This is a genomic window from Puniceibacterium antarcticum, from assembly GCF_002760615.1.
Taxonomy (GTDB): Bacteria; Pseudomonadota; Alphaproteobacteria; order Rhodobacterales; family Rhodobacteraceae; genus Puniceibacterium; species Puniceibacterium antarcticum.
Genome location: NZ_AWWI01000121.1, coordinates 279,394 through 291,870 on the forward strand (window position 1 = coordinate 279,394; position 12,477 = coordinate 291,870).

Here is a 12,477-nt window from a genome sequence, read left to right on the forward strand (position 1 = left end):
GACCGGTCGATCCGGTCGGGGGCCCGTACGTTTACGACCCGGCGAGAAGATCCTGAATGCGGATCGGAAAGCGGCGCACGCGGGTGCCGGTGGCGTGCCATATTGCATTGCCGATGGCGCCGACGGTACCGGTGATGCCGATTTCCCCGACACCCTTGATGCCAAGCGCGTTCACATAGGGGTCATCTTCGTGCACGGTGATGACCTCAAGCCCCTGCACATCGGCATTGACCGGGATGTGATAGCCCGCGAAATCGGCATTCATGATCCTGCCGCTGCGCGCGTCGAACTTTGCCTCTTCATGCAGGGCAAAGGAGGTGCCCCAGATCATGCCGCCCATCAACTGGCTTTCGGCCAGCCTTGGGTTGATGATCCGCCCGGCGGCAAAAGCCCCGACAAGGCGCGTCACGCGCATCTGAAAGAGGTCCGGGTCAACCTTGACCTCGGCAAAGACGGCACCATGCGAATACATGGCATGGGCCTCTGCCGCTTCTGGACTTCGCGAGACATTGCCCTTGCCCTCGACCTCTGCGCCACCGGCGCGGGCGATGATATCGGCAAAGCTTTCGCTGCGGCTGTCATCATCGCTTGCGTGCAGCCGCCCGGCCCGGGCGATCACCCCGGCATTGCCAGTGCCGAACAGAGGTGAGGCGGGATCTTTGGTGGCAATGTCGGCGAGATGGCGGATTGCGTCCGTGCCTGCAGCATGCAGTGCCCCACCGGCGCTGGCAGTATGGGCCGAGCCGCCCGCAACCCCGGCATCGGGCAAATCCGAACTGCCGGAGCGGAATTCGATCCGATCCAGTGGCAGGCCAAGGCTGTCGGCGGCGATCTGGGCCAAAGCGGTCCAGGCGCCTTGCCCCATGTCGCTGGCGGCGGTTTCCACCAGGCCGGTGCCATCCGGGCGCAGCACGGCGCGGGCCTGAGCGGCAAACATCGGCGCCGCGAATAGCGCCGTACCCATGCCCCAGCCGACCAGCAGGCCATCGGCATCTTTCATCTGGCGCGGGGCAAGCGGGCGCCCGGCCCAGCCGAATCGTTCCGCACCCTGAGCGTAGCATTGGCGCAGCGCTTTGGAGGAGTAGGGCTTGTCCGTGCCCGGCTCTCTTTCGGCATAGTTCTTCAGCCGGAACTCCAGCGGGTCGATCCCGGCCTCAAACGCCATTTCGTCCATGGCGCACTCCAGCGCGGCGGATCCCGTCGCTTCACCGGGTGCGCGCATCGGGCCGGGGGTGCCTGAGTCGATGCGCACGCCCTGATGTGTGGATCGCAGCGCACCCGAAGCATACAGCCCCTGCGAAGCATTTGCCGCACTTTCGACGAAGGTTTCAAACGACGACGTTGTGGCGCGGGAGTCGTGGTCGAGCACGGTCATCCTGTGATCCGCGCCGATGCCGATGCGCAGCCGCTGTCGGGTGGCGCCGCGATGCCCGGTGGGGCCAAACATCTGATCGCGGCGCAGCATCAGCTTGACGGGCCGCCCAGTCATGCGCGCGGCCATGATCGCCAGCATCTGTGGCCCGTTGATGATCACCTTTGAGCCGAAGCCGCCGCCCAGGTAAGGGCTGCGGATCGTCACATTTTCTGCTGGAATGCCAAGGTGATGGGCATAAGCGGCGCAGGACATGACAATGGCCTGATTGGGCAGGTCGAGTGTCACGTGATCGCCGTCCCAGTCTGCGACAATGGCGTGGGTTTCCATGGCGTTATGATATTGTGCGGGGGTTTCGTAGGTGACATCCACTGCCTGCAAAGCCGCTGCATGGCCCGCATCCGGATCACCGTGCACAGTGGTGCCCGGTTTTCCAAAGCCGTCACCGTTGGTGGGAAAGGGCGTTGTGCCGTCCAGTCCCAGCCGGGGCTGCAAGGCGTTGTACTGCGGGTTCAACAGTTTGGCGCCTTCGGTTGCGGCCTCGAAGGTTTCGCCCAGCACCAGCGCGATGGGTTGGTTGGCATAGCGCACCGTGTTGTCCTGCAGCGCCTCGAAGCTGAAGGAAAACCTGAACGGCTTTGTGTCCGGGCCTCCCGGCAAAGGTGGGCAATTGTCCGGGGTCAGCACCTCGACGACACCGGGATGGGCCTTGGCGGCAGTGACATCCAGATGGGTGACCGTGCCCCGTGCTATGGTTGCAGGGACATAGACCGCATAGAGCAGCCCGTCAGGATGGTTGTCGGCTGCAAAGGTGGCGGCGCCGGTCACCTTCGCGATCCCGTCACGGCGGGTGGTGGGTTGGCCCGAGCTTGAGCCGAAGCGCAGTGTTTCAGACATGGGCGGACTCTCCGAAAACAGAGGCAGGAAGGGCAGGCATTTGTGCAGGCGTGCCTGCGGCGGCCAGTGCAAGGGCGCGGGCGGCGGTGCGACGGGCAAGGTCAATCTTGAAGCCGTTGTCGCCAGAGGGCACCGCGCCTTCCAGTGCCACCTCGGCGGCGCGGCGGAACAGATCGGCACCGGGGATCTGACCCAGCATCAGCTTCTCTGCCGCCGGAACGCGCCAAGGTTTTGCGGCGACCCCCCCAAGGGCAAGGCACGCTGCGCTGATCCGGCCATTCTCCAGTTGCAGCGCCGCTGCGGCCGAGACGAGGGCGAAGGCGAAAGAGGTCCGCTCGCGTACCTTCAGGTATCGGCTGTTATGACGCGATGCGGTCGCATTGGCAGGCAGGCGGATGGCAAGGATCAGTTCCCCCGGTTCAAGCGCGGTTTCCTGATGGGGTGCAGCGCCGGGCAGATGGTGGAAATCTGCAAGCGCGATGTCGCGTTTGCCCTGTGGTCCCTGCGTTTCCACGACGGCGTCAAGCGCCATGAGCGGCACACACAGGTCCGATGGGTTGGTGGCAGTGCAGGCGTCACTCCACCCGAGAATGGCGTGATTGTCGCTGTCACCGTTACGTGCATCGCAGCCTGCGCCGGGAAAGCGGCGGTTGCAGGCGCTGTGCGGATCCTGAAAATACGCACAGCGGGTGCGCTGCAGAAGATTGCCGCCCAGTGTCGCGGCATTGCGCAGCTGTCCGGATGCGCCAGAGGCCAGCGCTTCTGCCACCATCGGGAAGGCCATTGCGAAATCGGGATCATGGGCCAGATCCGAATTGCGCACCAGCGTGCCGATCCGGGTGCTGCCGTTGGGCAGGGTTTCGATCCGGTCAACGCCGGGCAGGCGGGTAATGTCGATAACCGTGCCCGGCCGCAGGGCACCGGTTTTCATCAGATCCACAAGATTGGTGCCTCCGCCCAGATAGGCCGCACCGGGCTGCCAGGCGGCGATAGCGTCAGAAACTGAGGTGGGGCGGATGTAATCGAAGAGGTTCATGCGGATGCCTTTGTCTTGTCTTCGGCCATGCGGCGGGTGGCGTCGCTGACCGCCCGGGTGATGCCGTGATAGGCGGCGCAGCGGCAGAGATTGCCGCTCATCCCTTCGCGAATGCGTTCGGGGTCAGTTCCGGCGTGGCCCTCGGCGATCAGGCCGACCGCGCTCATGATTTGGCCGGGGGTGCAGTAGCCACACTGGAATCCGTCCTGTTCGACAAATGCGGCCTGAACAGGGTGCAGCATATCCCCATTGGCAAGGCCTTCGATTGTGATCACCTCGGCACCGTCCAGCGTGACGGCAAGGGTGAGGCAGGAATTGATGCGCCGACCGTCAATCAGCACGGTGCACGCGCCGCATTGGCCACGGTCGCAGCCCTTTTTGGTGCCCGGAAGCGCCAGGCGTTCGCGCAGAAGATCAAGAAGGGTGACGCGCGCGTCTTCGAGTGTGACGTCGCGGCGGAGGCCGTTGACGGTCAGGCTGATGGGATAGGACATGCATCCTCCATTGGCTTTATGGTACGAGATCTACGGGGGCGGGTGGCCTGTGCAACCCTGCGGGTATAGTGGGGAGTTATGACATGGGTCTGTGACCCCAGTGTCGAGAGCATTATACGGAGGATGCCTCCGTTTATCAAGGGAAGACTTGCAGGAAGATGAACTCTACCCGCCGCAAACCGCGCTCTGACGCACAGCGCAACCGCAACCGGCTGATCGAGGCTGCAAAGGAGGTTCTAGGGCAGGGTGGCCCTGGGGCAAGTCTGGAGGCGGTCGCGCGCAGTGCCGGCGTGGGCATCGGCACGCTCTATCGGCATTTCCCGACGCGCGAGGCGCTGTTTCAGGCGGTTTACCGCCACGAGGTCGAACAGCTGATCAATCTCGCCTCCGAACTGGAGCAGACCGGTGACGGCGCTGACGCAGTGCGCGCCTGGCTGCATGCGGTTGTGGGTCTGGTGGCCACGAAACGCGGACTTCTGGGGGCGCTCGCCGTAGTGGCGACGGATGACTCCAAGGCCTTGTTCGCCGAGCTTTCGGCGCGGATGAAGGCGGCGCTGGGGCAACTGCTGGCGCGCGCCGTTGCAGAGGGGGCAATGCGGGGCGATGTGACTGCCGAAGATCTGCTGTCGGCGGTTTATGCGCTGTGTTACGGACGTGCGCCCGATCCGGAGTGGGAGGCGCAGGTGCTGCGCCTGCTTGATATTTTTGTCGACGGACTGCACGCACGCTGAGGTGCCGCGCTCTGCGACGTCCTCAGTTTTGGCTTTTTTCCAAAGGTGATCTTGCGGATGACCACATAAAAGACGGGTACGGCAAGTATTCCAAGGGCTGTCGCCGTCAACATGCCGCCAGAGACGCTGATGCCGATGGATTTCTGCGCTGCCGCCCCGGACCCGGTCGCCGTTGCCAGCGGGAGAACCCCAAGCATGAAGGCCAGCGAGGTCATGATGATCGGGCGCAACCGCTGGCGCACGGCGTTCAGCGCCGCCTCGAGGGTGCTGGAGTCGACCGCTTCAAGGTCGCGGGCGAATTCGACGATTAGGATCGCGTTCTTGGCGGAAAGGCCGATTGTGGTCAGCAAGCCGAACTTGAAATGGACATCGTTCTGCTGACCGGAAAGCCAGGTCGCCAGCAGGGCGCCCAGAACGCCGATGGGCATAGCCAGCATGACCGAAACCGCGATCGACCAGCTTTCATAGAGTGCGGCAAGGCAGAGGAAGAAGACCCGAACCGACAAGGCATAAAGATAGGGCACCTGACTGCCCGACTGGCGTTCCTGATAGGACAGCCCTGTCTAGGCGACGCTGTAACCGCCGGGCAGCTCTGCGGTCAGCGCCCTCATCCGATCCATAACCTCACCCGAACTGGTGTTGGTGCCTTCTGATCCCGAAATCTCGATCGCGGTAGAGCCGTCCATGCGCACGAGCCGGTTGGCCGCCGATTGCCAGCTGGTTGTGGCAAATGCCGAGAAGGGCACCATTTCCCCACGGCCGTTGCGGGCATGCCAGTCGTCGATATTGTCGGGCTGCATGCGGTAGCGAGCGACTGCCTTTACGACCACCTCGGCTCCGGAAAAGATGATGGACAGCATGGCGTTGATTTCGAACAGGTTGAGGCCGAAGGTTTCAACCTTTTGCTGATAGATATCGATGCGCTGGGCAGGACAGTCAGCCGCAACGCTGGTGCGCAAATTCTGCAGATCTGACGCGCTGGTTGCCAAGATACATCGAAAAGCCCGATGAATTGCCAAGGCCCTGAATAGCCGGGGGCTGAATGAAGATGATCTGCCCCGCGCGGTAACCGGCGAAATGCGCACTGGCACGTCCAACCAGCGCTTCGGCCCCAAGAACTTCCTCTGTGCGTTCGTCAAAATCGCGCAGCTTTATAAAAGCCACGGCGGAATTCTACCTGCTGCCGCCAAAGTTGAATCCGAGGTTGGCAAAGACCGCAGCGACCGTATCTTTTCCATCGTTGAGCAGGTATATTTTCACCGCCTTCAGCGCGGTAATTCTCCCAGCAACTAAGGGGATGCGGACGTAGAATTTTCTCAGCAAGATGACTGAGGAGACTCTGATGAAGATGACGAGATTTAGCGAACTCCAGATCCTTGCGATGCTGCGCCAGGGATAAGGTGGCTTGCAGGTTGCCGAGCTGTGCCGGGAATACGGCATGAGCACGGCGTCTTTCTACAAGTGGCGTGCGAAGTGTGGCGGCATGGATGCGTCCATGATCAGCCAGATGAAGGCGTTGGAAGACGAGAACCGCCGGTTGAAGCGCTTGTTTGCAGATCTGAGCATGCAGGCCGATCTGCTGAAGGAAGCCCTTGGAAAAAAGTGACCCGGCCATCTCAGCGTCGCGAAATGTCCGCCACCCGGCGTAATCCCGTTCGTGACGATCCAGATGTTCTGGTAAGCTGCCGGCTTCGGCCAGGGTCACCTGTTCGGCTGTGCCGTCGCGCACCACAAAGGCGGTCAGCAGGCCGTCAGTGTCGCCCGCTGTGGCACCTCAATCGCTTGCGTCGTGCCCAGCGTCACCGCAACGCGCAGAAACTGTGCGGGGAGGATCAGCCGGTCTGGGTTGTCGAACTGAAAGCGCAGATCCAGCGTGCCGGTGGCTGTCGAAACCGAGGTACTTGGGCTGACGAAGGTGTCCATGCCATCATAAAGCGTGCCGTTCTCAAGCGTCATGCTCGCGTCAAGGCTTTGGCCGCGCGTCAGCTCGCCTGAACTGATGCGTTCGTGCAAGCGCAGCATGCGGGCGATGGATTTGGTGATGCCCCCATAGATCGGGTCGAGCCGGGTGACCGTGGCCAGCGCATCGGCCTGATTTGCGGTGACAATCGCGCCGATGGATACTGCGGGTTCAGAGGGAATGCCGTCGATGGGGCTGCGGATCTCTGTGCCGACCAGATCAAGATTGGCGTCGGTCACGGCGGATTTTGCACAGCTGAGCGTTGCCCTTGCCTAAAGCAGGTACGCCTCGGCAGCGTCAAGATCTGCCTGGGTCACACCCGACCCCACCAGATTGCGATAGCGATCCACCTTCTGCTGCGCCCACGACAGGGCATCCTCTGCACCCTTTTTTTCCGCCTCGGCGGAGGTGGCGGCGGCATAGCGTTCGCTTTGCAGGGTGAACGTCAGATCCCCTGTGGCGACCTGCGCATCCAGATCGTAATCGATCCGTTCAACGGTCCTCAGATCGGTGGGATGGATATTCGCATCCTGAAATGCAACCGCGCGCCCGGGCGGGGTGAAGATATAGGGCACCGTCTGTATTTCTGCAGTGGTTACGCCCACGTCGACCGGACCAGTCGAGGCATCCGGCATGCCCTGAGCATGGGCGGGGTGCATCGCCATGGTGAAGAGCGCGGCGGTCAGCGCAGTCCAAAAGGCAGGAAGATGGAATCTCTTCATCTTTGATCAATCGTGTTCTCTTGGGACCTTTTATATGCGGGCGGTTCAGGGCTCAGGATTGATCTGCCTGAGGTATAGGAGTTTCCGAGATGATTGCGACCCTGAGGCAAAAGAGCTCTCAGCAGATCAGCCTGGCCATCCGTATGGCAGTACTGAAGTTTTTACGGTCGAAAGTTACGATTCCGTCACCACAGAAGCGATCAATGCGCGGGCCACGACCAGCATGCGCAACGTTCTCAACTATCTCCCGAATAAGAACGCGGCAATGATATCGTGCCCCTAGGGATTCCCGCCGATGCTTGGGCGTTTGGGCGGGCTGATTAGCTGACCTCTTGGGGTGGGCAGGTCGCAGAACCGTGGTATCCTGTGTGGTATCTTGCCATTCTGCAACGCTGTTGAACTCAGCGTTGGATCATCACTCTAGGCCAGATGCAGATGGAGGCGCCACATTTTTTCTTACTGAAGCCTGCCACAACACTGCGCCATAGCTCTGTGTGACTGCCCAAGAGTTTTGCAAAGCGCGATTTTTAATCTCCGTGCATTCCGGGGTGATTGGACATTCATTCTGCTGTGTCCTAAGACATATGGTTAATATTGTGTTCAGATAAATTAAGTGTGGAATTTCAAATGGTCAAACCCATCGCGGACATCCGCAGACCTGCTATTGTGCAGGCAGCCATCAGAACCATCGGAAAGCACGGATTGCCCACGCCGTCTTACGACTTGATCGCGCAAGAGGCAGAGATGTCACGGCAACTGGTCCGCCACTATTTTCCGAATCCTGAAGAACTCATGGTTTCGGTCTGCGATGGTCTTGCCGCCGCCTATGAAGAGGCGCTGGCGGAGGGGATTTTGAATGCGGACAAAAGCGGGCGGCTCTCTTTGTTTCTGGACTTCTATTTCAATTTTCTTGCCGGCGAAAATCTGGCAAAACCTATGGATGATGGGGTCTATGATGCCATGATGTCGTTGGCGACCGGATCGGAAAAAGTGCGACAAAGCCTGCACAATCACTATGCGCAGCTTCAGTCCACCATCGCACAAGAGGTTCGTGTGAACGATCCGTCGCTGAGCCGAAGCGCCTGCCATGAAATCGGATATCTCTTTGTGACGCTGATTTACGGGCACTGGAAAATGGTGGCGAGCCTTGGGTTTTCCGAAAATAACAACCGGGTTGCGCGCGAGGCCGTCGACCGGCTGATCGCATCATACCAGATGGAAATTGGCGTTCGCGAAAAATGGGCCGTCTGACCGGCAGGGTTCTGGTACAGAGTTTTCACGATTCATGCTGAATAGGCCTGTCTCGTCATCTGCGCCCGCTCAAGGCGTTGGGAATACACCGTACTCGGATCTTCGCGGCCTCTTTCCTTGAGCGGGCGCGAAGATCCGATTTTTTACGTCCCGGGTTGAACCCGAAACACGCTGAGCACGACGTTGCGATGTTGGCGTAACCTCCAGCGGAAAGGCTTTGTTCTGTCGCGGGCGGCGCGGCTGTTCCAAAGCTATAAACTAAAAAATTGTCACAACATTATGCCTTGCGCTTTGGGCAGTTCTGACCACCTTGGCTTCAAAAGCAAAACGCCGGGCAGAGGCATATCGACATGAACTGGAAGCGCTTTGTGAAGCGGGCAAATTTCATTTGGCTGGAGATAGGGGTTGCGGTGTTTCTTGGCGTGATCCTGGCGACTCATGCATTGGCGGATCCTGTTTCGGTCCCGATTGATGCCCAGCTTGCATCATCTGAAATTGGCGAACTGTCTGCCGCATTCTGAACTGTGCCGTTAGACGCTGTGCCTGTTTGCCGGTCGTATATGGTTCGCGGGCGCCTTTGAGGTTCCGGGAACTTTGAGCCTTTTATCTGACTGCGCGCAGTGCAGATCTGCACTTTTGTCAGAATGTTCTGCGACCCAATTCTGCACCTCGGACAGGCGAGTGCGGGCCACCGGGATGCGAGTATCGTCGTGGAGCTTCAGACTGTGACGGTTTCCTTCACGCTCTATCTCCAGAGCCTCGTTTCGTGACACCCACCAAGAGCGGTGCGGCTGGAATCCGTCTTCGGGTAAGGTTTGGGCGACAATGTCCCCAAGTCGGGCGCGTCGGGTGAGGATCGTGCTGTCCATCGTCACGCGGACATGGTGTTCCCGGGCTTCGATGTGGCGGATACGGGACACGGGTACCCGGTGATTACCGATCAGCAGATACCGCACTTCGGGTGCTTTTCCATCCTCCGTCGCTGCGGTTGCAGGTGTCGCAAGCGCAGGTTGCGCAATCGTCGCAGTTGCGATTTTTTCAGCGCATGCAAGCTCTGCCATCGGCAGCATCGTGGGCAGGACAAACCGGTAGAATACGGTCTCCAGCACCAGAAGGCAGGGCAGAAAGAAAATTACCCGCGCCATCACATCGACCTCGAACACCTTGTTCGTCAAATACCAAGACAGGTATTCGCCGACCGCACCTGCAGGAATAAAGCTCAGCACGCTGACAAGTTGGATGGGGAAGACCACATCGATGATCTTGATCTGGATCACGCCGAAGATCGCCAAACCGACAACATACAGCGTCAGGAAAGCCGCAACAGAGGCAGGCCAGACAACCGCCTTCATCCATAGGTCAAGCGTGACCTGTGGTCTGGACGTATCCATGGTGATCATCACCGTAACTGCGAGACAGATGAAAAGAACGACTTTGCGCTTTGCCAAGATTGCGCAAAAATCCTGAACGCTCAGGTTGAAGCGGTCTCCCAAAAGGGAGCAGAGCCTAAGTTTTTGAGTGAAGATAATCATGTATAAATAAATTTTTCTAAACTTTATTCTTGTGCAAAGCCCAGGATGCAGGTTCGGTTCAGCCCCAACCCAGCCTCACTTAGTGTTATTCTGAGTTTTGCGAACAAAAAAAACGCAATACCTTAAACTTGGCAGAAGTACACATCGATAACGCGACCTTCTACGGTTTTTCATTTCTCTTCGCGCGATCAGGTATCGTACAGAGCTGACATGTTTACGCATGGGCAGCCAATGTCTAGGCTCCTCTTGAAACACAAAGCGAGCGTACGCCATGAGCTGGAATCCTGCCCTTGATCCGCATTGCCCGACTGGAAACGAGGTCGATGCCATAGAGACTGTGATCGTGCCTCGTGCGCGGGATCTGGGGGGATTCGAAGTGCGTCGCGCGCTGCCCGCCCCCAAACGCCAGATGGTGGGGCCTTTCATATTTTTCGACCAGATGGGCCCGGCCGAATTTCTACCGTCGCGGGGCATGGACGTGCGGCCGCACCCGCATGTTGGTCTCGCAACCATCAGCTATCTCTACCGGGGGCGGATGCATCACAGAGATTCGCTCGGCACGGATGCCTGGATCGAACCCGGCGCGGTGAACTGGATGGTTGCCGGACATGGAATAACCCACTCTGAACGCACCGATGACGCGACCCAAACCGAGCCTATGCCCTTCTTTGGTATCCAGACCTGGGTCGCCCTGCCCAAGGATCACGAGGACCGCCCAGCCGAATTCATCCACGCAGGTCGTGATGAGTTGCCGATGATCGAGGGAGACGGCAAGCAGGTGCGGCTGATCCTGGGGGCCGCCTATGGGGAACGTGCGCCGGTCAAAACCGCCTCTGAGATGTTCTATGCCGATGCAGTTCTGCAGGCCGGTGCGACGCTGCCCTTGCCGGACGATCATGAGGATCGCGGTGTCTATGTGGTCGAAGGCGCCGTAACGGTGGCAGGAGTACGCTATGAGGCGGGCCGCATGATGGTGTTCCGCCCGGGCGATCATATCAGCCTGACAGCGGCAGAGCAGGGTGCCCGGGTCATGCTGTTGGGAGGCGAGACGCTGGAAGGCCCCCGCTATATCTGGTGGAATTTTGTCGCCTCGTCGAAAGAACGGATCGAGGAGGCGAAAGAGGCTTGGCGGAGCGGGGACTGGTCCAATGGCCGATTCCACTTGCCACCCGGAGATGACAGTGAATTCATCCCTTTGCCAGATCGGTAAAGCTGCAAGAAATGCGGATCTGTGCCGGGGTTAAGCGTTGTTTCGCAGCGGAGTGAAATTTCTTGGATTCCTCGCTTGACGGGGCAGAACACTCCCCCTATTACCGCCACACGCTTGGGAGACCATGCGGCAGTGAGCGGTTGTAGCTCAGTTGGTTAGAGTACCGGCCTGTCACGCCGGGGGTCGCGGGTTCGAGCCCCGTCAACCGCGCCATCACTGCCCATAAGTCCTCCGTTGCGATGCGCGGTTGTAGCTCAGTTGGTTAGAGTACCGGCCTGTCACGCCGGGGGTCGCGGGTTCGAGCCCCGTCAACCGCGCCATTCGTACTTTCAGACGAATTGTAGAAAATTTCAGAAAAAATCCGGGACCCCGGAACAAAACCGTTGTTGCTGCGTTTTCACTTATGGAGAACGGGTGCACCGATAGAGTGACTGTTTCTTGTCAAGTCTCAGACATGAAACAGGGGCGCCCGAAAGCGCCCCGTTGTTCGAAAGTCATCTTGTTGCGTGCGAAGCCAGAATCAGCTGCCCCAAGACCGCACAGGACCGCAGTCCATATGTACAAAATTGGAGCCCGTGTAGCGCCCTACGCCGCCACCATGACAGGCAGACGCCGCGCGCGCCATTTGATTGACTGATCGAGAGGCGAGACGAAGGTCTGCGGCTTGTCCGACCAAATGGCGAGAGTTCTGCGCCACGCCGGAAGACCGTGCCCGCAGCATCGCGTTGGTTTCGGGGCTGCGATAGCCGGAAATCAACATGTAGGGTTCGCTGACATCCATCACGTTATGGGCCGCCGCCATGATATCGACAGTGCGCAGGTCGATATTCTTGATCTGATCATTGCGCCAATCGCGCATGAAATAGGTTATTTCCTTAACCGCATCGGCGATATAATCGCCCTCAACCCAGTAGATCATGTCAAGACGTTCGCCTGTCCGCCCCGAGTACATCTTGACCCGTCTGATGTCGCCGCCGCCCCGCAGAAATCCTGCTGCGTTGGCGTAAGTCGGTGCTGCCGTGATCATGGTTGCTGCGAACGCGCCAAGAAGGCCGCGTCGCGAGATACCGTTCGCGCTTGCGTTGGTCATGGTAAAGAGCCTGTCCCGTGTCTGTACCTGTATGTCCACGACGTTGCGCGGACGGTGCTAATTCGTGTCAGAATGCAAGAAAGTTATGTCACAATGGTGAATTTTCTGTAACCCGAAAAAATTGCGTTTTCTGTTTTTCAAGCCTTTTCGGCGAGAATCTGCTCAAAATTGGTCTGCTGTGG

At 59.3% G+C, this 12,477-nt stretch carries 12 protein-coding genes, 2 tRNA genes and 2 pseudogenes; 7 read left to right on the forward strand and 9 right to left on the reverse strand.

Annotated elements, in window-relative coordinates; genetic code table 11:
* Positions 1-31: 31 nt before the first annotated feature.
* The 3 genes from P775_RS18425 to P775_RS18435 are packed head-to-tail and all read right to left on the reverse strand — an operon-like array spanning position 32 to position 3,799.
* Complete coding sequence (locus P775_RS18425; protein WP_099912350.1) at positions 32-2,269, reverse strand: xanthine dehydrogenase family protein molybdopterin-binding subunit; 2,238 nt, start codon at positions 2,267-2,269, stop codon at positions 32-34.
* Entirely contained in the window at positions 2,262-3,305 is a 1,044-nt protein-coding gene (locus P775_RS18430) for an FAD binding domain-containing protein (protein WP_099912351.1), read from the reverse strand. Before P775_RS18430 ends, P775_RS18425 begins: the two co-directional genes overlap by 8 nt.
* Positions 3,302-3,799 carry a (2Fe-2S)-binding protein gene (locus P775_RS18435; protein WP_099912352.1) on the reverse strand — a complete coding sequence of 166 codons (498 nt, stop codon included), beginning with the start codon at positions 3,797-3,799 and terminating at the stop codon, positions 3,302-3,304. The genes P775_RS18430 and P775_RS18435 overlap by 4 nt, the downstream gene beginning before the upstream one ends.
* Before the next feature lie 158 nt (positions 3,800-3,957).
* Here P775_RS18435 and P775_RS18440 point away from each other — a divergent pair, with 158 nt between their 5' ends.
* Positions 3,958-4,530: a TetR/AcrR family transcriptional regulator gene (locus P775_RS18440; RefSeq protein WP_099912353.1), complete on the forward strand. Its 573-nt coding sequence runs from the start codon at positions 3,958-3,960 to the stop codon at positions 4,528-4,530.
* Here P775_RS18440 and P775_RS29010 read toward each other — a convergent pair.
* A pseudogene (locus P775_RS29010) lies at positions 4,446-5,549 on the reverse strand (efflux RND transporter permease subunit). The gene P775_RS18440 and the pseudogene P775_RS29010 sit on opposite strands and share 85 nt — an antisense overlap.
* On the reverse strand, positions 5,467-5,694 hold the full coding sequence (locus P775_RS28165; RefSeq protein WP_180287497.1) for a hypothetical protein: 228 nt from the start codon (positions 5,692-5,694) through the stop codon (positions 5,467-5,469). Before P775_RS28165 ends, P775_RS29010 begins: the two are co-directional and overlap by 83 nt.
* Before the next feature lie 178 nt (positions 5,695-5,872).
* On the opposite strand from P775_RS28165, the pseudogene P775_RS18455 reads away from it, so the two are divergent.
* A pseudogene (locus P775_RS18455) lies at positions 5,873-6,165 on the forward strand (transposase); the annotation flags it as partial.
* Positions 6,166-6,270: 105 nt separating this feature from the next.
* Here P775_RS18455 and P775_RS28170 read toward each other — a convergent pair.
* Positions 6,271-6,729, reverse strand: coding sequence for a hypothetical protein (locus tag P775_RS28170; protein ID WP_180287481.1), 459 nt, complete (start codon positions 6,727-6,729; stop codon positions 6,271-6,273).
* Positions 6,730-6,762: 33 nt separating this feature from the next.
* The gene (locus P775_RS18460) at positions 6,763-7,212 is read right to left on the reverse strand and encodes an efflux RND transporter periplasmic adaptor subunit (protein ID WP_099912356.1); all 450 of its coding nucleotides are present in this window, start codon (positions 7,210-7,212) and stop codon (positions 6,763-6,765) included.
* A 594-nt stretch (positions 7,213-7,806) separates the two neighbouring features.
* Between P775_RS18460 and P775_RS18465 the strand changes: the two genes are divergently transcribed.
* Entirely contained in the window at positions 7,807-8,463 is a 657-nt protein-coding gene (locus P775_RS18465) for a TetR/AcrR family transcriptional regulator (RefSeq protein WP_143520946.1), read from the forward strand.
* Positions 8,464-8,813: 350 nt separating this feature from the next.
* Entirely contained in the window at positions 8,814-8,984 is a 171-nt protein-coding gene (locus tag P775_RS28175) for a hypothetical protein (protein WP_180287498.1), read from the forward strand.
* Between the two features lie 9 nt (positions 8,985-8,993).
* On the opposite strand, the gene P775_RS18470 is transcribed toward P775_RS28175, so the two are convergent.
* Positions 8,994-9,995, reverse strand: coding sequence for a LytTR family DNA-binding domain-containing protein (locus tag P775_RS18470; protein WP_099912358.1), 1,002 nt, complete (start codon positions 9,993-9,995; stop codon positions 8,994-8,996).
* A 271-nt stretch (positions 9,996-10,266) separates the two neighbouring features.
* Between P775_RS18470 and P775_RS18475 the strand changes: the two genes are divergently transcribed.
* The 3 genes from P775_RS18475 (at position 10,267) to P775_RS18485 (ending at position 11,525) form a co-directional block, all read left to right on the forward strand.
* The gene (locus P775_RS18475) at positions 10,267-11,205 is read left to right on the forward strand and encodes a pirin family protein (RefSeq protein WP_099912359.1); all 939 of its coding nucleotides are present in this window, start codon (positions 10,267-10,269) and stop codon (positions 11,203-11,205) included.
* A 136-nt stretch (positions 11,206-11,341) separates the two neighbouring features.
* A tRNA-Asp gene (locus P775_RS18480) sits at positions 11,342-11,418 on the forward strand.
* A gap of 30 nt (positions 11,419-11,448) precedes the next feature.
* Positions 11,449-11,525 (forward strand) — tRNA-Asp (locus P775_RS18485).
* 200 nt (positions 11,526-11,725) lie between these two features.
* Here the strand turns inward: P775_RS18485 and mepK are convergent.
* Complete coding sequence (mepK, locus tag P775_RS18490) at positions 11,726-12,295, reverse strand: peptidoglycan L,D-endopeptidase MepK (RefSeq protein ID WP_099912360.1); 570 nt, start codon at positions 12,293-12,295, stop codon at positions 11,726-11,728.
* Positions 12,296-12,477 lie beyond the last annotated feature (182 nt).

Excerpts from the sequence above, each read along its gene's own strand:
- P775_RS18475 (WP_099912359.1), top strand. The coding sequence starts at position 10,267 with ATGAGCTGGAATCCTGCCCTTGATCCGCATTGCCCGACTGGAAACGAG.
- P775_RS28175 (WP_180287498.1), top strand. The coding sequence starts at position 8,814 with ATGAACTGGAAGCGCTTTGTGAAGCGGGCAAATTTCATTTGGCTGGAG.
- P775_RS18435 (WP_099912352.1), bottom strand. The coding sequence starts at position 3,799 with ATGTCCTATCCCATCAGCCTGACCGTCAACGGCCTCCGCCGCGACGTC.
- P775_RS18440 (WP_099912353.1), top strand. The coding sequence starts at position 3,958 with ATGAACTCTACCCGCCGCAAACCGCGCTCTGACGCACAGCGCAACCGC.
- P775_RS18470 (WP_099912358.1), bottom strand. The coding sequence starts at position 9,995 with ATGATTATCTTCACTCAAAAACTTAGGCTCTGCTCCCTTTTGGGAGAC.
- mepK (WP_099912360.1), bottom strand. The coding sequence starts at position 12,295 with ATGACCAACGCAAGCGCGAACGGTATCTCGCGACGCGGCCTTCTTGGC.
- P775_RS18430 (WP_099912351.1), bottom strand. The coding sequence starts at position 3,305 with ATGAACCTCTTCGATTACATCCGCCCCACCTCAGTTTCTGACGCTATC.
- P775_RS18425 (WP_099912350.1), bottom strand. The coding sequence starts at position 2,269 with ATGTCTGAAACACTGCGCTTCGGCTCAAGCTCGGGCCAACCCACCACC.
- P775_RS18460 (WP_099912356.1), bottom strand. The coding sequence starts at position 7,212 with ATGAAGAGATTCCATCTTCCTGCCTTTTGGACTGCGCTGACCGCCGCG.